Raw genomic sequence first — 20,954 nt, 5'->3', positions numbered from 1 at the left:
AGTGCCGCGCGCCCCCACCTCCAATCGCGCACTCCTTCAGAATCCCTCTACGACAACACCGACTTGTCACAGTTCACCTCGCACCGCCGGCCAACTGCACTCCTACTGTGCATGGGGTTGTTTTCGACATTTTTATCCGAACCGACCATTCAGACCCCATTCATCCCGGTTCCGGTTCCATGCCCCCGTTCATGGAGAGGGACTTCAACTTATGTACATTTCTGGCCAAGGCCTCATCGTCATCCTGTTCGTCGGCCTCGTCGCCGGCTGGCTCGCCGGCAAGGTGGTGCGCGGCAGCGGGTTCGGCATCATTGGCGACATCGTGATCGGCATCGCCGGCGCGTTTGTCGCAAGCTTCCTGTTCCCGAAGCTCGGCATCCATCTCGGCACCGGGCTCGTGTCCGAGATCATCTATTCCGCCATCGGCGCCATCATCCTGCTCCTGGTGGTGCGGCTGGTGCGCGGCGGCGGCCGGCTCTAGCGTCACATTGGCTCGGTAAGCCAGAACTTTCGCCTCTCCCCCGCTGGGGAGAGGCCGCGATGTCTGCTATAAAAAGCCGCAAAGACTGTGAAATACCGGACTTGCGTGCGAGGCCGTCAGGGGTAGAGGTGGCCTATCAGGGACCTGGATTAATTCGACCGCGTTCGTCGCGGGGGAATACGATGTTAATCCGGGTCGCGTACCCCTGAACGACCTAGGAAATCAGGGGCGTTGCCCCTTACCCGAAAGAGATCAGACTGATGGCAGCCGTACCTGGCGTCCGCCGTTCAGAGCTCGGTGACGCCCTGCGTGCTTGTCGCACGGCGTTCGTCGGCGTCGGCTTGATGAGCTGCATGATCAACCTGCTCTATCTGACCGGGTCGATCTTCATGCTGGAGGTCTACGACCGGGTTCTGCCGAGCCGCAGCGTTCCGACTCTCGTCGGCCTGATCATCATCGCCAGCTTCCTCTATATGGCGCAGGGCATGCTCGACATGATCCGAAACCGGATCCTGGGGCGGATCGGCACGGCGCTTGATGAAGCCCTCAACAAGCGCGTGTTCGACACCGTCGTGCGCCTGCCGCTCCTGGTCGGCAGCCGCAACGAGGGCTTGCAGCCGCTGCGCGACCTCGACAATGTCCGCTCGTTCCTCGGCGGCATGGGCCCGAGCGCGTTCTTCGACCTGCCCTGGCTGCCGCTGTACCTGGCCATCTGCTTCGCCTTCCACGTCATGATCGGCCTCACCGCCTTGGCCGGCGCCATCATCCTGGTCGGGCTGACGCTGGTCACCGAATTCATGTCCCGCCAGCCGGCCAAGGAGGCGATGGGCCTCGCCGCCCAGCGCAACGATCTCGCCGCCTCCAGCCGGCGCAACGCCGAAGTCATGGTCTCGATGGGCATGACCGGCCGGATGAATCAGCGCTGGAGCGAGGCCAACGAAAAATACCTCGACGGCAACCAGCGTGCGAGCGACGTCGCCGGCGGTCTCGGCGCAGTCGCAAAAGTGCTGCGCATGATGCTGCAATCGGCCGTGCTTGCGGTCGGCGCCTATCTCGTCATCCACCAGGAAGCGACCGCCGGCATCATCATCGCCGGCTCGATCCTTTCCGCCCGCGCGCTCGCGCCGGTCGATCTCGCCATCGCGCACTGGAAATCCTTTGTCGCGGCACGTCAGAGCTGGCAGCGCCTCACGCGCCTGCTGGAGCAGATGCCGCCGCAGACGATGCCGACCCAGTTGCAGGCGCCCACCAGTCGTCTGTCGGTTGAGGGCATCGCCATGGTGCCGCCGGGCGATCAGCGCCTCATCGTGCAGGACGTCTCCTTCGCGCTCACCGCCGGCAATGGCCTCGGCGTGATCGGGCCGAGCGGCTCCGGCAAATCGTCGCTGATCCGCGCGCTGGTCGGCGTCTGGCATCCGGTCCGTGGCAAGGTGCGGCTCGACGGCGCGGCGCTCGACCAGTGGGCCTCCGACATGCTCGGCCGCCACATCGGCTATCTGCCGCAGGACGTCGAATTGTTCGGCGGCACCATCGCGCAGAACATCAGCCGTTTCGATCCCGAGGCCACCTCTGACGGCATCATTTCCGCGGCGAAGGAAGCCGGCGTGCACGAGATGATCATCAAGATGCGCGAGGGCTACAACACGCAGGTCGGCGAACAGGGCACCGCGCTCTCCGCGGGCCAGGCGCAGCGCGTGGCACTGGCGCGCGCGCTCTACGGCAACCCGTTCCTGATCGTGCTCGACGAGCCCAATTCCAATCTCGACACCGAGGGCGACGAGGCGCTGACCCGCGCCATTCGCTCCGCGCGCGAGCGCGGCGCCATCGTCATCGTGGTGGCGCATCGCCCGATCGGCGTCGAGGCGGTCGACCAGATCCTGGTGCTGCGCGACGGCCGTATGCAGGCGTTCGGGCCGAAGGAGCAGGTGCTTGCCCAGGTGCTCCAGCCGCGCGTGACGCCGCCGGCACCGATCAAGATCGTCAGCGAAGGCGGAGTGCCCAAGTCATGAGCACGATGGCTATCGGCGGCGGAAAGCCCGCCGCGAAGAGGACCGTGCGGGATTCCATCAGGTTTCACCTGATGCTCGGGCTCGCCATCGTGGTGGCCCTCGTCGTCGGCCTCGGCGGCTGGGCCTCGACGGTGCAGATCTCGGGGGCCCTGATCGCGCCGGGCCAGGTCGTGGTCGAATCCAACGTCAAGAAGGTGCAGCATCCGACCGGCGGCGTGGTCGGCGAGCTGCGTGCCCGCGACGGCGACGTGGTCAAGGCCGGCGATATCGTGGTGCGGCTCGACGACACGGTCACCAAGGCGAACCTCGCCATCGTCACCAAGAATCTCGACGCCGCGCTGGCGCGCACGGCGCGGCTCCAGGCCGAGCAGCGCGGTGTCGACAAGATCGAGTTTCCGCAATCGCTCCTCGATCGCGGCAACGATCCCGACGTCAAGAACCTGCTCTCCGCCGAAACCAAGTTGTTCGACGTCCGCGTCAATGGCCGCGCCGGGCAGAAGGCGCAGCTCCGCGAGCGTGTCCAGCAGCTCAACGAGGAGATCGAAGGACTCTCCGCGCAGGAAAAGGCCAAGGACAGGGAGATCGTCCTGGTGCAGCAGGAGCTGGTCGGTGTCCGCGATCTCTATGAGAAACACCTGGTGCAGATCTCCCGCCTCACCACGCTGGAACGCGACAGCGCCCGCCTCAACGGCGAGCGCGCGCAATACATCGCCTCGCGCGCGCAGGCCAAGGGCAAGATCACCGAGACCGAGCTACAGATCATCCAGGTCGACAAGGACATGGTGAGCGAGGTCTCCAAGGATCTGCGCGAGACCAACGACAAGATCGGTGAAATGATCGAGCGCAAGGTCGCCGCCGAAGACCAGCTCCGCCGTGTCGACATCCGCGCGCCGCAGGACGGCATGGTGCTGCAATCGACCGTGCATACCGTCGGTGGCGTCGTCACCGCCGGCGACGCGCTGATGCTGATCGTGCCGCAGGCCGACGATCTCCAGGTCGAGGCCAAGGTCAATCCTGTCGATATCGACAAACTCCAGATCGGCCAGAAGACGCTGCTTCGCCTGTCTGCGTTCAACCAGCGCACCACGCCGGAGCTCAACGGCGTCGTCAGCCGCGTGTCGCCCGACGTCACCACCGACCAGCGCACCGGGCAGAGCTACTACACCATCCGCGTATCGATGCCCGCGGAAGAGGTCGCCAAGCTCGGCGACTCCAAGCTGATCCCCGGCATGCCGGCGGAAGCCTTCGTCCAGACCGGCGACCGCACCATGTTGTCCTATCTGATGAAGCCGCTGCACGACCAGCTGATGCGGGCATTCCGCGAGAAGTGACGCGCGAAAGCGCGTCATCCCGGAGCGCACTTAGCGCGGATCCGGGATCTCGGGCGACATACGCGATCTCGTAGGGTGGGCAAAGGCGCAACGCGCCGTGCCCACCGCTCTTCGTGCGATGATCAGATGGTGGGCACGCTCCGCTTTGCCCACCCTACGGGACCGCCTTCTTTGCTATAGTTCGACTCAAGCTCAGCAACCCGGCGGTCGAATTATGCAATCCCCACCCTCCATCGCCACCGAAGCCTTTTCCGACGCGGCCGCGGCTGTCGCCCGCCTCGAAGAGATCTACGAGCGCAATACCAAATTCCTGCGTGACCGGTTCGAGGCCTATGTCAACGGCGAGGCGGTCACCACGCGCGTGCGGGCCTTCTATCCCTTCGTCCGTGTCACCACGGCGACGTATGCGCGGCTGGACTCGCGTCTCGCCTACGGCTTCGTCGCCGGCCCCGGCGTGCACGAGACCAGCGTTACGCGGCCGGATCTATTCCGCGCCTATCTCACCGAGCAGATCGGATTGTTGATCCAGAACCACGGCGTTCCCGTCGAGATCGGCGAATCCGCCGAGTCGATCCCGATCCACTTCGCCTATCGCCGCGACATCAATATCGAAGCCGCCATCACCACCAGCGAGAATTCCCTTGTGACGCGATCGCTGCGCGACGCGTTCGACGTGCCTGACCTCGCCACCATGGACGATTCGATCGCCGACGGCACCTTCGAGCTCCAGCCGGGCGCGCCCGAGCCGTTGTCATTGTTTCGCGCCGCCCGTGTCGATTATTCGCTGCGGCGGCTCTATCACTACACCGGCACCGATCCCGAGCATTTCCAGAATTTCGTGATCTTCACCAACTACCAGTTCTATGTCGATGCCTTCGCGCAGCTCTGCCAGCAGCGGCTGCAGTCCGGCGAAGCTGGCCTCGAAGCCTTCGTCGCGCCGGGCAATGTGATCACGGGCAGCGGCGGCGCAACCAGCGGGGTGGCGCCTGCCCGCGCGCCGCAGATGCCGGCTTTCCATCTGGTCGCGCCTGGCTATCGCGGCATCACCCTGATCAACATCGGCACCGGCCCGTCGAACGCGCGCAACGTCACCGACCACGTTGCTGTGCTGCGCCCGCATGCCTGGCTGATGCTCGGCCATTGCGCAGGCCTGCGCAACACGCAGCGGCTCGGCGACTACGTGCTCGCCCACGGCTATGTACGTGAGGACCACGTGCTCGACCGCGAGCTGCCGCTCTGGGTGCCGATCCCGGCACTGGCCGAGATGCAGGTCGCGCTCGAACAGGCGGTCGAGGACGTCACCGGCCTCGAAGGTTTCGAGCTGAAGCGCCTGATGCGCACGGGCACCGTCGCGAGCGTCGACAACCGCAACTGGGAGATCTCGGGGCCCGAGGTGATCCGCCGCATGTCGCAGTCGCGCGCGGTCGCGCTCGACATGGAATCGGCCGCGATCGCCGCCAACGGCTACCGCTTCCGCGTTCCCTACGGCACGCTGCTGTGCGTCTCCGACAAGCCGCTGCATGGCGAGATCAAGCTCGCGGGCATGGCCAGCGAATTCTACCGCCGCCGCGTCGGCCAGCATCTCGAGATCGGCCTGAAGGCGCTGGAGCGGCTCAAGCAGCAGGAATCGGAGCGGCTGCATTCGCGAAAGCTGCGAAGCTTCGCCGAGGTCGCGTTCCAGTAAAGGACAACGTGACTGTCGTACGAACGCTGACGTCTCTGTGAGCACAGTGTCCCGGAATATCGCGGCCGACGCAGGGTTATCAAATCGTCCGGGGCCGCTTGAACAGGACAGGAGGCAGACATGATCACAGCGATGATCAGGCTCGTCACGCTCGGTACATTTGCGGCAGTACTGTTGAGCTCGCCGGCCCTTGCCGCCGGCGGCGGCGGTGGTGGTGGCGGGGGCGGCATCAGCTCCACTGATCCCTATGCCGGAGCCTACGCGGATCAGAGGCTGCAGCCGCAGCCAGTCTACCCGAAACGCTGGGGCACCAAGGCAACACACAAAGGCAGGAAGCCGAACAACCAATCCAGTATCGGCGATCCCGCTTTCGCGGCCGGCTACCGCGTGGCTTATGACACCATCTACGAGCGCAACGACTATGCGACCGCGATCGCGGAATTAAAATCGCTAGGCCATGACGACCATCCGAACGTCGCCAACCTCATCGGCTATTCCTACCGCAAGCTCGGCGACTACGAGCAGTCGCAGGTCTGGTACGAGCGCGCGTTGAAGGCAGATCCGAACCACGTATTGACGTGGCAGTATTACGGATTGTGGCAGCTCGAGCGGGGTAACCGCGAGCAGGCGCTCTATCATCTCAGCCGGATTGCCGCCATCTGCGGGACGGATTGTGAGGAGTATCGATCGCTGGCCGCGGCACTCGACAAGCCGACCGGCACGGCGCTCGCCTACTGACGTTGGAGCCGGGCCGACCGACGGAAGCTCGCTGTTGATGAACATCGCATGACAGCGATGCCTCTTGGCGCGGATGGTGACAAAGCGCCAGATTTTCAGCATTGTCCCGTTCGGGGGCGCGAACGGGACAATTGGATGCCGCTGTCGCGCGACAGGATCATCGGCCACGACCTCGAACGGTTGGCCTTCCGCTTCACGATGATGCGAGAGGATGAGGTCGTGCATTGCCAGATCAGCGATGCCGCGATGGACGAGCTCGCGGGCATGCAGGGCACCGAGAGCAGCGCGCGCCAGGCGCAGTTCCTATCCCTGCGTGAGACCATCGAGCGGCTCGCGTCGGATATCTATGACGAGGCGCCGCGGGTCCAGGGATATGTGGTGCGGATCTTCATGCGGCATCTGGCAAGATAGCAGGGCATGCGTGCAACTCGTCATGGCCGCGAAAGGATTCATTAAGGGCAGCCTGTAGTTGCAATGGATGGCGGTGACCCGGCGTGAGATGATCTCTCGCGGTAACCCACACCAAAACTCTCGCATGACCAGAAGATCAGTCCTGCTGCTCGTCGTCGTCGCCCTGCTTGCCGGAAACCTGGCATATGCGAGCCTCTCCGGGCCGAGCGCGTTTGCGCGCGATTTCGATCAGAACATCGCGCGCTTCCCTTTGGCCGCGTCGATTGCGCGCAGCGATCCCGCGCTCAGGGCGGTCTTCCTTCGGGAGACCGAAGAGGCCTTCAACGAGGGCGGATGGCCCGCCGCCAATGGTGCACTCAACATGATCCTGGCGAGCGAGATGGAGGTCTATGCCGACGACGAGCACATCAATGCCCTGGACCGGGCGGAGCTGGCGACCCTCCTGAAGCTCGCGAGCAACCCGTTGGCCTGCAAGTCCTATCTGTTGGCCGGTTCTCAGCGCGGTGAGTTTACGGACGCAGCGCAAGAGGTTGCGGATCTTGGTGCGGCACATGGAGCGGCGATCGCAAACGGCTTCGAACGCAGGATGAAGGGTGTTGCCCGGACGCAGGCGAGCGACGCTGAAATCGCAGCGGTCGAAACGCAATTGCGTCTGGGGCCATTCGCGGAGCTCACCCGGCAGGAGCTTGGCGCCCAGTCGAGATACCTCGGCGGCAACGCTGCTCTGATGTGCAGCGCGGCGACCAAGAAGCAGCTCAATCTGCTTTCAATGGACAGTGCCGACTCGGCCTCCGCCTCGCGCAAGCGGAGAGCCGGGAAGTACGATATCGATATCGTAGAGGTTCGCGCGAAGCTCTGCCGCGAGCCCGGCAACGGCTTGGCCTGCTCTTAGGCCGGCGCGGCGCCGGGCCGTGGGCCGCGTTACGGCTTGGCGCTTCCGGCGAAATACTTGCGGAAGAACGCAACGACATCTGCGTGAAGCCGTCGGTGGAAATCGACGCGATCGAAATCCGGCGCATCGGTGCAGACGGCGGGGGCCTCCCGGGCGTCCTTTGGGGTGCAGGTCGCGAGGAAGGAAAAATGCCGGGCATTGTCCACGAAATGGTAGTCCGGCTTGATCGGAAGCCTTTGATTGATCGCTGCCGCACAGCATCCGGATAGACCATCGGCATTCTGCGCGGGGTCAGAACTCCACAATTGAACCGGCACTGCTATTGCTTTCAGATTCTCCTCGGGGAAGACGAACACCGGATAGGGATCGATGATGACCGCGGCCTTGACGCGCTTATCATGGGTCGTCGGCTGATCAGGAAGCTCGCCGCTTTCGAGTTGCTTGCACGCCCTCAGGCTGGACGTCTCGCAATTCGGCAATCCCTTGCGCAGATCGGGATTGCCGCCGATGACGACGAGGCCGGTGTAGCCGCCAAACGAAAACCCGTAGAGCCCGATGCGCTGAGGATCGATGCGGGATGCGTCCGGCCACCCGTCCAGCATATAGTCGATCAGCCGGCTCATATCCGCGGGGCGCTCGACGAGAACCGAAAGACTGTCGGTGCGGCTGGTGTCACGCATGGTGTCGCCGGGATGATTGAGCGCCGCCACGACGAACCCGGCATCGGCCAAAGCCGCGGCCGTGTCATGGTGACCGCCGAACCATCCTCGGCGGCCGTGCGACATCACGATGAGTGGAAGCTTTTCTCCGGTGACCGGACATGCGGGCACGGCGAAGAAGGTGGCGCCACGCGCATCCATCTCGCGAGGTGGCTCTGCACACGGAGTCCAGACCAGCAATCGGATTGCCGGTCCCGCCGGACCGGCAGGAATGTCGAAGTTTCTGATACCGGCCGCTTGCGCCGTCGTTATCCCAAGGACGAGCAGGATCGCGAAGACGAACGCAGGCAATTGCATCATTGCTCCTATCGCGCCTGGGCGGTGACGCGCTCGCTCATGCGCCGGCACGACGGTCAGTCCGGCTGGAGATCGGGAGCGCGTGCGGTTCCCATGTGAGGGCGTTCACCCCTCCAGCTTCCGCAGCAACAGCTTCAGCGCCGTGGCAGCAAACATCTGCATGTTCGCAAACCGGTCGTTGTTGCCCGTCTCCAGCGTGATCACCTCTGCCGCAGGTCCCGAAACCGCCATGCAGCTGTGCCCGGCGGCGTCGCCATAGCGGTTGCCGGTGGGGCCGGCGGCGCCGGTTTCGGACAGGCCCCAGTCGCAGCCGAAGCGGCTGCGCATCTGTTCGGCCAGCAGCTTTGCATAAGGCTCCGACGAGGAACGAAAGCCCTTCATTCCTTCGTCCGAAATATCCATCAGCACGCGCCTGGCATCGCGGGTGTAGACCACCGCGCCGCCGAGGAAATAGGCGGAGGCGCCGGGCACCGCGAGTAGGCTGGCCGAGATCAGGCCGCCGGTCGAGGATTCAGCCACTGCAATGGTCTGTTTGCGCGCGATTAGTCGGGCCGCAACCTGTTCCGCAATGCCGACGAGCTCTTTCATCCCTTTAACCTCTCAGTCCTCGCAACGGAGCTGTGCCTTCCTAGCATATGACAGCGGCCTTGGCCGAGTTGCGGACGACGGGCAGGCCTGCTTGAATGGTGGACAAGACAAAACGTGACGAGGAAACGTGAAGGAGACGTGATGGCGTCCCTGATCGCCGGCGGGGTGGATTGCGACGTGCATCCGGCCGTGCCGCATCTGACCAGCCTGCTGCCGTACCTCAACGACTATTGGCGCGATCAGGTGACGACGCGCGGCATGGTCGACCTTGTCTCGCAATCCTATCCGCAGAACTCGCCGATCGTGGCGCGTCCCGATTGGCGGCCGGAAACCGGCAAGCCCGGCGCAAGCCTGGAGGACATGCAGCGCCATCTGCTCGATCCCTTCCAGCTTACGCACGCCATCTGCAATCCACTCTACGGCGTGCAGATGGTGTTTTCGGAAGATTTGCAGGCCGCCTTCTGCCGCGCGTTGAACGAGTGGCTGGTGAAGGAATGGCTCGATCGCGATTCACGGCTGCGTGGTTCGATCGTGATCCCCACGCAAAGTGTCGAGAAAGCCGTCGCCGAGATCGAGCGCTGCGCACAGGACCGCCGCTTCGTACAGGTGCTGATGCTGGTCATGGGCGACACGCCGCTCGGCAAGCGCGCGCTGTGGCCGATCTACGAGGCGGCGGAACGGCTCCAGCTGCCCGTCGGGATTCACGCCGGTTCCGCCTATCACAATCCGCCGACTTCCGTGGGCTGGGGTTCCTATCACATCGAGGATTATGTCGGTCAGGCCCAGGCGTTCCAGACTCAGCTCACCAGTCTGATCGTCGAGGGCGTGTTCGCCAAATATCCGCGGCTGAAAATGGTGATGCTCGAATCCGGCGTCTCCTGGATCTCCCCTTTTCTCTGGCGCCTGCACAAGTTCTGGCGCGGGGTGCGAATGGAGACGCCATGGGTCGATCGCGCGCCGCTCGACATTGTGCGCAGCAACATCCGATTCTCTTTACAGCCATTTGATGCGCCGCCGGAACCTGAGACATTAATTCGCCTGTTTGATCATATGCAGTCCGACGAATTGGTTCTATTCTCCACGGACTATCCGCACTGGCAATTCGACGGCCAGGACGCGCTGCCCGAGGGCCTCACCCCCGATCTCGTGCGCAAGATCATGATCGAAAATCCGCATGCGACCTATCCCCGCCTGACTTAGCCCGCTGCCAAAGGAGGCAAGGCGATGAATGTCCAATTCCGCGAGAGCACCGAAGCCGCTTCCCCACTGACCGTCAAAACCGCAATCGCGGACTGCGACATCCATCCGGCACGCGCCACCCGCACCGAGCTCTATCCTTATCTGGCGAAACGCTGGCAGCATCATCTCGAAGTCTACGGCGTCCATGCCTATCAGGGCATGATGGAAGGCCCGCCCTATCCGAAGGCCCAGCCCAACGCATCGCGCCGCGACGCCTATCCGCCGGAAGGCGGGCCGCAGGGCTCTTCGTTGTCCTTCATGCAGAAGCAGCTGCTCGATCCCAACAACGTGGAACTCGGCGTGCTCAATCCGCTCAACACCGGGCAGGGCATCCGCAATCACGAGCTCTCGGCGGCGCTGTGCTCGGCGATCAACGACTGGCAGATCGACAAATGGACCAGCAAGGACAAGCGCCTGAAGGCGTCCATTGTCGTCGGCAATGAGGACGGCCTGTCGGCCGCCGCCGAAATTCGCGAGCGCGCCGGCGACAAGAATTTCGTGCAGGTGCTGCTGCTCAGCCGCAACGTCGAGCCGCTCGGCCAGCGCCGCTACTGGCCGATCTATCAGGCCGCGGAAGAGGCGGGCCTTCCCGTCGGCGTGCACGCTTTCGGCTTCGGCGGCAATCCGATCACGCCGTCCGGCTGGCCTTCCTATTACATCGAGGAGATGGTGGGCCACTCGCAGTGCCAGCAATCGGCGCTGGCGAGCCTTGTCTTGGAAGGTGTGTTCGAGCGCTTTCCGAAGCTGAAGATGGTGATGATCGAGGCCGGCTTCGGCTGGGCCCCGTCGCTCGCCTGGCGGCTCGACAAGGTCTGGCACCGGCTGCGCAGCGAAGTGCCGCATGTGAAGCGGCCGCCGTCGGAATATATCCGCGAGCAGGTGTGGTGGACCACGCAGCCGATGGAGGACCCGGAGCGGCGCGAGGATCTGTTCGACGTCATCAAATGGATCGGCTGGGACCGACTGCTGTTCGCGACCGACTATCCGCATTGGGACTATGACGAGCCGTCGCGCGTGCTGCCGGCGGGCGTCAGCGACGCCAACCGCGAAGCGTTCTATCTCGGCAATGCGCGCAGGCTCTATCGGATAGCCGCATGATCCGGAAAAGTGTGAAGCGGTTTTCCGATCAGATCATGCGGAAGACATAAGCATGGCGCGGCACGTGATTGCGGCGGTGGATGAGCTTCCGCCGGGCACGCGAAAATTTCTGGAGATCGACGGACGGCCGATTGCGGTCTTCAACATCAAGGGCGAGTATTTCGGCCTGATGAACCGCTGCCCGCATCAGGGCGCGGCGCTGTGCGAGGGCCCGCTGATCGGGCTCGCGCAATCAAAGGATCCCGGCGAGATCGAATACACCAAGCTCGGCGAGATCATCCGTTGCCCTTGGCACGGTTGGGAGTTCGACATCCGCACCGGCCAGTCCTATTGCGACCCCCGCCGCTTCCGCGTGAAGGCCTATCCGGCGCATGTCGAGCCGGGCGCGAGTGTGGTGAAGGGCCCGTATGTCGCCGAGACGATTCCGGTGAAGGTCGAGAGCGATTACGTGGTGGTGGAGCTTTAGGTTGCTGTCATTCCGGGGCGATGCGAAGCATCGAGCCCGGAATCCATCGTGCCGCAAGAATGTTGGGAGAAATGGATTCCGGGTTCGCCTCTTCGAGGCGCCCCGGAATGACCATCAGTGGCTCACCGCCGGCGCCGCTTCACCGGTCGCATCGTACGTCGTCACCGCTTGGCGGCCACCGCGATAGACGATCGATGCGGCAATGATGCCAAGCGCAGCGGCGAACATCAGCCAGAAGCCGGGTGAGGCTTTGTTGCCGGTGTAGTCGATCAGCAAGGTCGAGGCGAATGGCGTGAACGTGCCGAACAGCGCAGCGGCGAGCGCGAAGGCCAGCGAGAAGCAGGTGGTGCGGACATGCGCCGGCACGATCTCGACGAGAGCACCGAGCATGGTGCCGCTGTACATGCCGAAATAGAACGAGAACAACATCTCGACCGCGAGCAGTTTGCCGAAAGTCGGCGCGGCGACTAGCCAGGACAGTGCCGGGTAGGCGGTGACGAGCGCCAGGCCGGCGATGGCGAGCAGTACCGGCTTGCGGCCGATGCGATCGGACAGCGCGCCGCCGACGGGATTCCAGAAGAAGTTGGTCACGGCGACGAGCAGCGTCACGAGCAGTGCGTCCTGCGTCGAGAGCTTCAGCACCGTCTTGCCGAAGGTCGGCGTGTACACGGTGACGAAGTAGAATGTCGTCGTGGTCAGGACCGCGATCATCATGCCGAGGATGACGATGCGCCAGTTGGCGAGCGCGGAGGCGAACACCTCGTTTGCCGTCGGGTGCTTCTTCATGGCGAGGAAGGCCGGCGTTTCCTCGAGCGTCCGCCGCAGCATGAAGATCAGGGGAATGATGAGGCAACCGACGAAGAAGGGAATGCGCCAGCCCCAGGCGGTCACGACGTCCGCCGGCATCACCTCGGACAGGATGAAGCCGAGGATCGAGGCCACGAAGATCGCGACCTGCTGGCTCGACGACTGGAACGAGGTGTAGAAGCCGCGATTGCCGGGCGTGGAGATTTCCGCGAGATAGACCGAGACGCCGCCGAGCTCGACGCCGGCGGAGAAGCCCTGCAGCAGGCGGCCGATCAGCACGATGACGGGCGCCGCGATGCCGATGGTCGCATAGCTCGGGCAGAACGCGATCACGACGGTGCCGATGGCCATGATGCCGAGCGTGACGATCAGGCCCTGGCGGCGGCCGATGCGGTCGATGTAGGCGCCGAGCACGATCGCCCCGACGGGGCGCATCAAGGCGCCGAGCCAGAACACGCCAAAAGTGTTGAGCAGCGACGCCGTCTCGTTGGTGGAGGGGAAGAACGCCTTGCCGATCGCGGCGGCATAGAAGCCGAACAGGAAGAAATCGAACTGCTCGAGAAAATTGCCTGATGTGGCGCGCAGGATCGCGCCGATGCGCGACTTGATCTCGGGCGGATTGGTTGCTGGTCCAGCCATGACGTTACTCCCCTGGAAGGCGGCCGGACCGGAACTCATTTCACGGAAAGGCAGCAGATTGTCGGCTGCGACAATCTGTCCTACCCCTCTCGCGCGGGGCGCGGCGAGTCAATCGATTTCACCGGGGAAGCTGATGATTTTTCACGCTTTATTCTGCGTTGCAGCGATCATCCACTCGCGGAACGCGGCGAGCTTCGGCGCCTCGCGCCGGCCCTCCGGCGCGACCAGGTAGAAGCCGGCATCGGCCGGCAGCGCGATCTTGAAGGGCACCACGAGCCGGCCCTTGGCGATGTCGTCCTGGACGTAGGAGGTTCGCCCCATTGCCACGCCGATGCCGTCGATTGCGGCCTGGATGGTCATGAAGATCATGTCGAAGGTGATGCCGGGCTGCCTGGCGATGTCGCCCGGAAGGCCGGCCGCCGTCAGCCATAGCCGCCAGTCATCACTGTTGGCATTGGAGGTGTGCAGCAGCGGATAGCCTTTGAGATCCTCAGGCTGGCGCAGCGGCTTGTCGCCGCGCAGCAGCGACGGACTGCACACCGGAAACAGCTCGTCCGCCATCAGCCAGTCGGCGCGCAGGCCCGGCCATTGACCGCGGCCATAGCGAATCGCGGCATCGACATTGTCGCGCTGGAAATCGACGAGGCTGGTCGAGGTGGTGATGCGGACGTCGATGCCGGGGTGCTGCTCCTGGAAATCGGTCAGCCGCGGCAGCAGCCATTTCGCGGCGAGCGATGCCAGCGTCGAGACGGTCAGCACCTTGTCGTCGTCCTTGCGCAGCAGCCGGTCGGTCGCAAGGCGGAGGTCGTTGAAGGCGGCGCGGACGCCCGGCAAATAGTCGCGCGCTTCCGGCGTCAGCGCCAGCGCGCGGTTCTGCCGGACGAACAGGCGGATGCCGAGCTCCTCCTCGAGCCGCCGGATCTGATGGCTGATCGCGGTCTGGGTCACGTTCAGCTCGGACGCGGCCAGCGTGAAGCTGAGATGGCGCGCGGCGGCCTCAAAGGCCCGCAATCCGTTCAGGGAGGGCAATCTGGCAGTCATTTGGCAGCAGGATGCATGACGTTATTTCATGCGAAGGGGTACAAATTGTCGTTTGTCGCAGCGCGGTGGCAAGCAGATATTAGCGGTCAAGTTAGCTCAAGGAGCTGAAAATGTCTACTTTGACCCATAATTCGATGACAAATCATCATGCACCCGGCCTCATCCAGCAGATCGGCGAGACGCTTCACGTCTGGCACGAGCGCTACCGGACCCGCCGCGAACTGACCCACTGGACGGCCCGCGATCTCCACGACGTCGGCCTGTCCTGGACCGACATCGCCTACGAGGCTGACAAACCCTTCTGGCGGGCCTGATTGGCCGCCAGGCCGGCGCCGCCTGATCACAGGGGCGCCGGCGGTCCCTCTTTCCGCAGGGCTCGTGTCATGAGCACTCTTCGCCTGGAAGATCTGAAGCAATATTCGGACGTGCTGCGCACCCGGCAGGGTGAGGCGATCAACATCCGCTTCGTCGAGCCGCGCGACACCGAGGAGCTTCAGCACTATTTCCGATCGCTCTCGACCCGCTCCCGCTACAACCGCTTCTTCGGTGCGATCAGCGAATTGCCGAAGGGCCTGCTGAGCGAATTCCTCGATATCGGAGCGCGCGAGCGCTTTACCGTTGTCGCGACTAAGATGGTCGACGGCTTCGAGACCATCGTTGCCGAAGCGCGCTACGCCTTCCATGCCGAAACCTCGACACTCGAGTTCGGCCTATCGGTCGACGACCGCTGGCAGGGCCACGGCATCGCCACCGCGCTGATGAAGAATCTCGAATGCCGCGCGGCAGCCCTTGATGCCGAGCACATGTTCGGCGACACGCTGCGCTCTAACGAGACCATGATCTCGCTCGCCCGCAAATCCGGTTTCGCTTTCGTTAATCATCCCGACGACTGGAAGCTGGTGCGCTTCGACAAGGAGATCAACGTCGCACCGAAAGACATTCCCTGCGCGAGCTGGCGCCTCGCCGCCCTTTCCCGTCAGGCCGACAGCCCCTCAGCCTCGGCCTGACACCACTCCGAGCCCGGCCTGGTCATCCAGAGCCGGGCCTTTTTTTGTTCGTCGTAACCCGGATTTCGCTGCGCTCCATCCGGGCTGCGATCGTCAAACCGCGGGTTACTTCCCCGTGAACACCGCTTTCCGCTTCTCGATGAACGCCTGCACGGCTTCCTTGTGATCAGCGGTCGTGGTCAGGCGGATCAGCCGTCCGGCTTCGTGGTCGCGAGCGGTCTCGAAATCGAACAACAGCGCCTCGTCGAGATTGTCCTTCATGTAGCGCAGCGCCTGACGCGGGCCTTCAGCGAGCGACTTGGCCAGCACAAAGGCCTCGTCTTGCAGCCTGTCGTCGGGCACGACGCGGTTGACGAGGCCGATGGCCTCTGCACGCGCGGCGTCGACGCGATCGCCGGTGAACAGCAGCTCGCGGGCCCGCGCGGTGCCGACCAGCCGGGTGAGGAGCCAGGCGATGCCGTAGTCGCCGCTCAGCGCGATGCGGGCGTAGCCGGTGGCGACGAAGGCCGATTGCGCGGCGATGCGGATGTCGCAGGCCATGGCGATGGCGAGCCCGGCGCCGACCGCGGGGCCGGGCAGCGCGGCGACGGTCGGCTTGCGCACCGACACCAGCGCGCCGGTGAGCAGCCGCTGCCGCTCCTGGAGATCGGCGACCTTGTCGTCAAACGACATCTCGAGCTTCTTCGGGTCGCGATGCGCGCCCATGCCCTTGACGTTGCCGCCGGCACAGAAGGCCGCGCCCGCGCCGGTGATCAACAGCGCGCCGACATCGGGGCTCTCGCCACAGGTGCGGATCATCGTCCGCAGTGCCGGCGTCAAGGTGTCCGACAGCGCGTTGCGCGCCTCCGGCCGGTTCAGCGTGATGACCGCGACGCGGTCGCGGATGACGCAGAGGAGTTCATTGGTGCCGGTATCGATGGTGGTTTCGGTGGTCATGTTTCCCGCCCTTGTAGGGTGGGCAAAGCGTAGCGTGCCCACCATCTGTTTGTTCATTCACGGCGGTGGGCACGGCGCTATGCGCCTTTGCCCACCCTACGACAGCTCAACTCAAAACTTCTCCACCCACGGCCGCAGCTCCAGCTCCCAGCTCCAGGCGCTGCGCGTTTGTTGCAGCACGTTCCAATAGCTCTGCGCGATGGCGTCGGGATCGAGCATCGAATCCGGCTTGTCGGCGGGTTCGGTCCGCGCCGCGCTACGGATGCCGCCGTCGATCACGAAATGCGCGATGTGGATGCCCTGCGGCGAGAGCTCGCGCGCCAGGCTCTGCGCCAGCCCTCGCAGCGCGAACTTGCCCATCGCGAAGGAGGCCGACTGCGCATAGCCCTTGACGCTCGCCGAGGCGCCGGTGAACAGGATCGCGCCGTGCTTGTTCGGCAGCATGCGCTTGGCTGCCTGCTGCGCCACCAGGAAGCCGCCATAGGCGCTGATCGCGATCGCCTGCGCGACGTCGGCCGGAACGAGATCGACGAACGGCCCGCGCGTGCGGCCGCTGGCGTTATAGACGACGAGGTCGGGCGTGCCGATCTCGCGTTCGACCAGGCCGAACAGCCGCTCGACCTCCTCAGGTTCGGTGGCGTTGCAGGCATAGGCCTTGGCGCCGGTCTCGCTACAGAGCGCGCCTAATTTCTCGATCTTGCGCGCGGCCAGCGCGACGCGGATGCCTTGCGCAGACAGCAGCCGAGCGAGCGAGGCGCTCAGGCCTTCGCCGGCGCCAACGATGAGGGCGATCTTGTATTTCGGATGTTCCATGGCGTGATCTCTCGGAGACGGGAAGCCGCTGATCTATGCATCCGCCGTGCGGACAACCAGCCGGGTCGATCATAATTCCGCAGAGCGAATTGCTCCTTCACGGCGATCATGCCTCCCTGACAATTTGCGGCTTTATCCGCCTTTGCGACTGGAGCATGATCGACATCATCCCAAGCGGCAAGCGATAAGAATTGCCGTCGGGCGGGAACGAAGAGGACGATCATGCACAAGCCGGTCACAGGTGAGCCAAATAGTGTCGCGGCCGCACCATCCGGTCTGCTGGCGCCCGATACATCAGGCATGAATTTCTATCGCGCCGATCCGGCGCTAACGGATCTGTTGCGTATCCATCTGCCGGATACGCTGTTCCGCCACATCGAGCCGCATCTCGATCGCCTCGGCGAACTCGCCGGTGGCCGGCTCGACGATTGCGCGCGGCTCGCCGACCGGCACACGCCGGTGCTGCACCAGCGCGACAAGTTCGGCCGCGACATGCAGTGGATCGAATATCACCCGGCCTATCGCGAGCTGGAGAATGCCGCGTTCGGCGAGTTCGGTATCCATGCGTTGTCGATCCGCAAGGGCATCATGGGCTGGCCCGACAAATATCCCGTCGTGGCCAAGCACGCCTTCACCTTCCTGTTCAACCAGACCGAATTCGGCATGGGTTGCCCGATCAACGTCACCGACGGCTGCGCCAAGCTCTTGGCGAATTTCGGCAGCGAGGCGCTGAAGGCGAAATATCTCGACGGCCTGACCCAGACCGACATGAGCAAGCTGACCCAGGGCGGCCAGTTCATGACCGAGAAGGAGGGCGGCTCCGATGTCGGTACGCTGACCACGCGCGCCGTGCAGGAGGGCGACCATTGGCGCCTCCATGGCGAAAAATGGTTCTGCTCGAATGCCGATGCCAAGGTCGTGATGCTGCTGGCGCGCCCCGAAGGCGCCGGCCCCGGCACGCGCGGCGTCGGCCTGTTCCTGATGCCGCGCTTCCTCGACGACGGTTCGCAGAACCAATACCGGATCGTGCGCCTGAAGGACAAGCTCGGCACCCGCTCGATGGCCTCGGGCGAGATCAAGCTCGAAGGCGCGATCGCCTATGCGGTCGGCAAGCTCGATCGCGGCTTTGTGCAGATGGCCGAGATGGTCAACTCGTCGCGGCTCTCCAACGGCGTCAAATCCACCGCGCTGATGCGCCGCGCCTATCATGATGCGATTACGGTGGCGAAGAACCGCGTGGTGTTCGGCAAGCGCATCATCGATCTGCCGCTCGGCCGCCGGCAGATGCTGAAGATCATGCTGCCGGTCGAGCAGGCGCTGTCGATGAGTTTTCTGACCGCCGACGCGCTCGACCGCGCCGAGGCCGGAAGCCAGGATGCAGCCGCGCTCCTGCGCATCCTGACGCCTACGCTGAAATTCCGTGCGACGCGGGATGCGCGAAAAGTCTGCGGCGATGCGCTCGAGATGCGCGGCGGCATCGGCTATATCGAGGAATTTGCCACGCCCCGCCTGCTGCGCGACGCCCATCTCGGTTCGGTCTGGGAAGGCACCGGCAACATCGTCGCCATCGATGCGCTCCGGCGCGCGGTCGGCCGCCATGGCGCCGAATCCGCGCTATCAGCCGATCTGCACGCGCGGCTCGATGATAGCGCGTCGGTCCCGCAGGCTTGGCGCGACAATTTGCGCGGTCTCGTCGATCGCGCCGTCGGCTTCGCGCGCGAGGTAGCAGGCAATTCCGAGAACGAGGCCGATGCGCGCCGCGCGACCAGCCTGCTCTATCACGTCGCAAGCGCGGTCGCGCTCGCCTGGGAAGCGCATCGCATCAACGAAATGCGCGGCGATGCGCGCCGGCTGCTGCTATCGCGGCTGGTGATCGACCATCGCGTGGCGCCGAGCGATCCGTTCCGGCTGACGGAAAATGCCGCGCAAGCGAAGATCGCAGCGCTGCTGCTCGGCGATCGCGACGCCGGCATGAGCGAGGTTGGCGAACTGGTTCTGGCAGCGTAGGCTGCACGCCACGCTCAAACCAAAAGAAGCGATAGGGAGTGCTCGATGAAGGCCGCCGTCCTCTATGAAGTCAATCAGCCGCTGGTCATCGAGGATGTCAGCCTGCCGAAGCCGGGCCCGCGCGAGGTTTTGATCCGCACGGCGGTCGCGGGCCTCTGCCACTCCGATCTGCACTTCATGGAAGGCCTGTATCCGCATCCGCTGCCCGCGGTGCTCGGGCACGAGTCTGCCGGCGTCGTCGAGCAGGTCGGCTCCGACGTGACTTACGTAAAGCCCGGCGACCACGTCGTGACGTGCCTGTCGGTGTTTTGCGGCACCTGCGACAATTGCACCACCGGCCGCACCGTGCTCTGCACCGACACCACCGTAAAGCTGCTGCCGGGCGCCTCCAACCGGATGCAATGGTCGAAGCCCGAGAAGTTGCACCAGTTCCTCAACCTCTCGTCCTTCGCCGAGCAGATGCTGGTGCACGAGAACGCGATCGTCAAAATCCGCAAGGAGATGCCGCTCGATCTCGCCGCGCTGATCGGCTGCGGCGTCATCACCGGCTACGGCGCGGTCGTGAACACGGCGAAGGTGACGGCCGGCGAGACCGTGGCCGTGATCGGCTGTGGCGGCGTCGGCATGGCCGCGATCAACGGCGCGCAGATCGCCGGCGCCGGACGCATCATCGCCATCGATACCAATCCGGCAAAGCTGCAGCTCGCGACCAAGCTGGGCGCGACCGACATCATCAATCCCGCCGACGGCGACGTCGTGAAGCAGGTGCGCGACCTCACCAATGGCGGCGTGCATCATTCCTTCGAGGTGCTCGGCCGCAAGGAGACCGCGGAGCAGGCTTTTGGCATGCTGGCGTCCGGCGGCACGGCCACCATCGTCGGCATGATCCCGTTCGGCCAGAAGATCGAGCTGCACGGCTTCGACTTCCTGCGCGAGCGCAGGATCCAGGGCTCGTCGATGGGCTCCAACCATTTTCGCGTGGACATGCCGAGGCTGGTTGATTTCTACCTGCGCGGCCGGCTGCACCTCGAAGACTGGATCTCGGCCAAGCTGAAACTGTCGGAGATCAACGAGGGTTTTGCCAACATGAAGGCCGGCAAGAAGCTGCGCAGCGTGATTGTGTTTGACAGCTAGCAACCGCAATGACGGTGTCATCGCCCGCGAAGGCGGGCGATCCAGTACTCCGCGGCGGAAGCTGTGTGAACCGACTATTGCCGCGTAGTGGATGCCCCGGTCAAGCCGGGGCATGACAGCGGAGTGTGAGGATGGCTGATCTCAACTTACCGCGACACGTGCGCTGATACCGCGAGCCACGTCCCGTTCTTCTTCGTCCAGCAATCCGTGTACCGCCCCGTCGCCTGCTGGCCGTCGGCGGTGGTGTAGCTGGTGGCAGCGTGGATGATGGCAAAATCGCCCATGATGCGGATGATGACATCATGCGCATGCAGATTGCGGATTGCGATCGGCCGTGCCGTCTGCTCCAGGAAGGCCGCGCGATCGACCAGCGTCTTGTCGGGATTGGAGCAATAGAACTCCGGCGCCAGGATTTCGTCGAAGCGTTTAACGTCGCAGTTTTGCACGGAGGCGACATAGTCGTGGTTGAGCGTGGTGAGCTGGTCGAGGTCTTGGCTCATGACGTTTCTCTCCCTCTATGTTATTTTACTCCGTCATTGCGAGCGTAGCGAAGCAATCCAGAAATGTCTCCGCGGATGCAGTCTGGATTGCTTCGTCGCAAGGGCTCCTCGCAATGA

At 64.2% G+C, this 20,954-nt stretch carries 21 protein-coding genes; 14 read left to right on the top strand and 7 right to left on the bottom strand.

The annotated features are described in order from the left end of the window. Positions 1–211: 211 nt before the first annotated feature. From IVB46_RS43420 to IVB46_RS43390, 7 genes are all read left to right on the top strand, one after another. Positions 212–481: a GlsB/YeaQ/YmgE family stress response membrane protein gene (locus IVB46_RS43420; protein WP_063980822.1), complete on the top strand. Its 270-nt coding sequence runs from the start codon at positions 212–214 to the stop codon at positions 479–481. Positions 482–741: 260 nt separating this feature from the next. Then, the gene (locus tag IVB46_RS43415) at positions 742–2,490 is read left to right on the top strand and encodes a type I secretion system permease/ATPase (protein ID WP_247316249.1); all 1,749 of its coding nucleotides are present in this window, start codon (positions 742–744) and stop codon (positions 2,488–2,490) included. Continuing rightward, positions 2,487–3,821 carry an HlyD family type I secretion periplasmic adaptor subunit gene (locus IVB46_RS43410; protein ID WP_247316247.1) on the top strand — a complete coding sequence of 445 codons (1,335 nt, stop codon included), beginning with the start codon at positions 2,487–2,489 and terminating at the stop codon, positions 3,819–3,821. The genes IVB46_RS43415 and IVB46_RS43410 overlap by 4 nt, the downstream gene beginning before the upstream one ends. 214 nt (positions 3,822–4,035) lie before the next feature. Then, a complete protein-coding gene (locus IVB46_RS43405) occupies positions 4,036–5,505 on the top strand; it encodes an AMP nucleosidase (RefSeq protein ID WP_247316245.1) in 1,470 nt (489 codons plus the stop codon). A 120-nt stretch (positions 5,506–5,625) separates the two neighbouring features. After that, positions 5,626–6,243 carry a tetratricopeptide repeat protein gene (locus IVB46_RS43400; protein WP_247316244.1) on the top strand — a complete coding sequence of 206 codons (618 nt, stop codon included), beginning with the start codon at positions 5,626–5,628 and terminating at the stop codon, positions 6,241–6,243. A gap of 135 nt (positions 6,244–6,378) precedes the next feature. Further along, positions 6,379–6,654, top strand: a complete 276-nt coding sequence (locus IVB46_RS43395) for a DUF1488 family protein (RefSeq protein WP_063980827.1) — start codon at positions 6,379–6,381, stop codon at positions 6,652–6,654. Between the two features lie 67 nt (positions 6,655–6,721). Then, positions 6,722–7,546 (top strand): hypothetical protein, encoded by an 825-nt coding sequence (locus IVB46_RS43390; protein WP_247316242.1) that lies wholly within the window; start codon positions 6,722–6,724, stop codon positions 7,544–7,546. Positions 7,547–7,575: 29 nt separating this feature from the next. On the opposite strand, the gene IVB46_RS43385 is transcribed toward IVB46_RS43390, so the two are convergent. Then, positions 7,576–8,562, bottom strand: coding sequence for a dienelactone hydrolase (locus IVB46_RS43385; protein ID WP_247316497.1), 987 nt, complete (start codon positions 8,560–8,562; stop codon positions 7,576–7,578). Positions 8,563–8,667: 105 nt separating this feature from the next. Continuing rightward, a complete protein-coding gene (locus tag IVB46_RS43380; protein ID WP_063980829.1) occupies positions 8,668–9,150 on the bottom strand; it encodes a CinA family protein in 483 nt (160 codons plus the stop codon). 141 nt (positions 9,151–9,291) lie between these two features. On the opposite strand from IVB46_RS43380, the gene IVB46_RS43375 reads away from it, so the two are divergent. From IVB46_RS43375 to IVB46_RS43365, 3 genes are read left to right on the top strand one after another with little or no spacing between them, the layout of a single operon-like run. Continuing rightward, complete coding sequence (locus IVB46_RS43375) at positions 9,292–10,350, top strand: amidohydrolase family protein (protein WP_247316240.1); 1,059 nt, start codon at positions 9,292–9,294, stop codon at positions 10,348–10,350. A gap of 24 nt (positions 10,351–10,374) precedes the next feature. Further along, the gene (locus IVB46_RS43370; protein ID WP_247346044.1) at positions 10,375–11,487 is read left to right on the top strand and encodes an amidohydrolase family protein; all 1,113 of its coding nucleotides are present in this window, start codon (positions 10,375–10,377) and stop codon (positions 11,485–11,487) included. A gap of 52 nt (positions 11,488–11,539) precedes the next feature. Then, a complete protein-coding gene (locus IVB46_RS43365; RefSeq protein ID WP_028149261.1) occupies positions 11,540–11,953 on the top strand; it encodes a Rieske (2Fe-2S) protein in 414 nt (137 codons plus the stop codon). Between the two features lie 114 nt (positions 11,954–12,067). Here IVB46_RS43365 and IVB46_RS43360 read toward each other — a convergent pair whose 3' ends face one another. After that, complete coding sequence (locus tag IVB46_RS43360; protein ID WP_063980833.1) at positions 12,068–13,399, bottom strand: MFS transporter; 1,332 nt, start codon at positions 13,397–13,399, stop codon at positions 12,068–12,070. Between the two features lie 141 nt (positions 13,400–13,540). Continuing rightward, complete coding sequence (locus tag IVB46_RS43355) at positions 13,541–14,440, bottom strand: transcriptional regulator GcvA (protein WP_063980834.1); 900 nt, start codon at positions 14,438–14,440, stop codon at positions 13,541–13,543. Positions 14,441–14,550: 110 nt separating this feature from the next. On the opposite strand from IVB46_RS43355, the gene IVB46_RS43350 reads away from it, so the two are divergent. Both IVB46_RS43350 and IVB46_RS43345 read left to right on the top strand, forming a co-directional pair. Further along, complete coding sequence (locus IVB46_RS43350; protein ID WP_063980835.1) at positions 14,551–14,754, top strand: DUF1127 domain-containing protein; 204 nt, start codon at positions 14,551–14,553, stop codon at positions 14,752–14,754. 69 nt (positions 14,755–14,823) lie between these two features. Continuing rightward, on the top strand, positions 14,824–15,447 hold the full coding sequence (locus tag IVB46_RS43345) for a GNAT family N-acetyltransferase (protein WP_247316235.1): 624 nt from the start codon (positions 14,824–14,826) through the stop codon (positions 15,445–15,447). Between the two features lie 105 nt (positions 15,448–15,552). On the opposite strand, the gene IVB46_RS43340 is transcribed toward IVB46_RS43345, so the two are convergent. Continuing rightward, positions 15,553–16,383, bottom strand: coding sequence for an enoyl-CoA hydratase (locus IVB46_RS43340; protein WP_247316234.1), 831 nt, complete (start codon positions 16,381–16,383; stop codon positions 15,553–15,555). A gap of 111 nt (positions 16,384–16,494) precedes the next feature. Then, positions 16,495–17,196, bottom strand: coding sequence for an SDR family NAD(P)-dependent oxidoreductase (locus IVB46_RS43335; protein WP_247316233.1), 702 nt, complete (start codon positions 17,194–17,196; stop codon positions 16,495–16,497). Positions 17,197–17,418: 222 nt separating this feature from the next. Between IVB46_RS43335 and IVB46_RS43330 the strand changes: the two genes are divergently transcribed. Next, the gene (locus IVB46_RS43330; protein ID WP_247316231.1) at positions 17,419–19,203 is read left to right on the top strand and encodes an acyl-CoA dehydrogenase family protein; all 1,785 of its coding nucleotides are present in this window, start codon (positions 17,419–17,421) and stop codon (positions 19,201–19,203) included. Positions 19,204–19,248: 45 nt separating this feature from the next. Then, complete coding sequence (locus IVB46_RS43325) at positions 19,249–20,337, top strand: Zn-dependent alcohol dehydrogenase (protein WP_247346041.1); 1,089 nt, start codon at positions 19,249–19,251, stop codon at positions 20,335–20,337. 146 nt (positions 20,338–20,483) lie between these two features. Here IVB46_RS43325 and IVB46_RS43320 read toward each other — a convergent pair whose 3' ends face one another. Beyond that, a complete protein-coding gene (locus IVB46_RS43320; protein ID WP_247316228.1) occupies positions 20,484–20,837 on the bottom strand; it encodes a nuclear transport factor 2 family protein in 354 nt (117 codons plus the stop codon). Positions 20,838–20,954: the final 117 nt, after the last annotated feature.

Origin of the sequence: Bradyrhizobium sp. 61 (genome assembly GCF_023073075.1) — a bacterium.
GTDB classification, from domain to species: Bacteria; Pseudomonadota; Alphaproteobacteria; order Rhizobiales; family Xanthobacteraceae; genus Bradyrhizobium; species Bradyrhizobium barranii.
Note: the sequence above shows the minus strand (reverse complement) of the source record. Positions and strands in the feature narration are given on the sequence as shown.

Bases quoted from the DNA above. Each gene is read 5' to 3' on its own strand.
- IVB46_RS43420 (WP_063980822.1), top strand. From the start codon at position 212: ATGTACATTTCTGGCCAAGGCCTCATCGTCATCCTGTTCGTCGGCCTC.
- IVB46_RS43415 (WP_247316249.1), top strand. From the start codon at position 742: ATGGCAGCCGTACCTGGCGTCCGCCGTTCAGAGCTCGGTGACGCCCTG.
- IVB46_RS43410 (WP_247316247.1), top strand. From the start codon at position 2,487: ATGAGCACGATGGCTATCGGCGGCGGAAAGCCCGCCGCGAAGAGGACC.
- IVB46_RS43405 (WP_247316245.1), top strand. From the start codon at position 4,036: ATGCAATCCCCACCCTCCATCGCCACCGAAGCCTTTTCCGACGCGGCC.
- IVB46_RS43400 (WP_247316244.1), top strand. From the start codon at position 5,626: ATGATCACAGCGATGATCAGGCTCGTCACGCTCGGTACATTTGCGGCA.
- IVB46_RS43395 (WP_063980827.1), top strand. From the start codon at position 6,379: ATGCCGCTGTCGCGCGACAGGATCATCGGCCACGACCTCGAACGGTTG.
- IVB46_RS43390 (WP_247316242.1), top strand. From the start codon at position 6,722: ATGGCGGTGACCCGGCGTGAGATGATCTCTCGCGGTAACCCACACCAA.
- IVB46_RS43385 (WP_247316497.1), bottom strand. From the start codon at position 8,562: ATGCAATTGCCTGCGTTCGTCTTCGCGATCCTGCTCGTCCTTGGGATA.
- IVB46_RS43380 (WP_063980829.1), bottom strand. From the start codon at position 9,150: ATGAAAGAGCTCGTCGGCATTGCGGAACAGGTTGCGGCCCGACTAATC.
- IVB46_RS43375 (WP_247316240.1), top strand. From the start codon at position 9,292: ATGGCGTCCCTGATCGCCGGCGGGGTGGATTGCGACGTGCATCCGGCC.
- IVB46_RS43370 (WP_247346044.1), top strand. From the start codon at position 10,375: ATGAATGTCCAATTCCGCGAGAGCACCGAAGCCGCTTCCCCACTGACC.
- IVB46_RS43365 (WP_028149261.1), top strand. From the start codon at position 11,540: ATGGCGCGGCACGTGATTGCGGCGGTGGATGAGCTTCCGCCGGGCACG.
- IVB46_RS43360 (WP_063980833.1), bottom strand. From the start codon at position 13,399: ATGGCTGGACCAGCAACCAATCCGCCCGAGATCAAGTCGCGCATCGGC.
- IVB46_RS43355 (WP_063980834.1), bottom strand. From the start codon at position 14,440: ATGACTGCCAGATTGCCCTCCCTGAACGGATTGCGGGCCTTTGAGGCC.
- IVB46_RS43350 (WP_063980835.1), top strand. From the start codon at position 14,551: ATGTCTACTTTGACCCATAATTCGATGACAAATCATCATGCACCCGGC.
- IVB46_RS43345 (WP_247316235.1), top strand. From the start codon at position 14,824: ATGAGCACTCTTCGCCTGGAAGATCTGAAGCAATATTCGGACGTGCTG.
- IVB46_RS43340 (WP_247316234.1), bottom strand. From the start codon at position 16,383: ATGACCACCGAAACCACCATCGATACCGGCACCAATGAACTCCTCTGC.
- IVB46_RS43335 (WP_247316233.1), bottom strand. From the start codon at position 17,196: ATGGAACATCCGAAATACAAGATCGCCCTCATCGTTGGCGCCGGCGAA.
- IVB46_RS43330 (WP_247316231.1), top strand. From the start codon at position 17,419: ATGCACAAGCCGGTCACAGGTGAGCCAAATAGTGTCGCGGCCGCACCA.
- IVB46_RS43325 (WP_247346041.1), top strand. From the start codon at position 19,249: ATGAAGGCCGCCGTCCTCTATGAAGTCAATCAGCCGCTGGTCATCGAG.
- IVB46_RS43320 (WP_247316228.1), bottom strand. From the start codon at position 20,837: ATGAGCCAAGACCTCGACCAGCTCACCACGCTCAACCACGACTATGTC.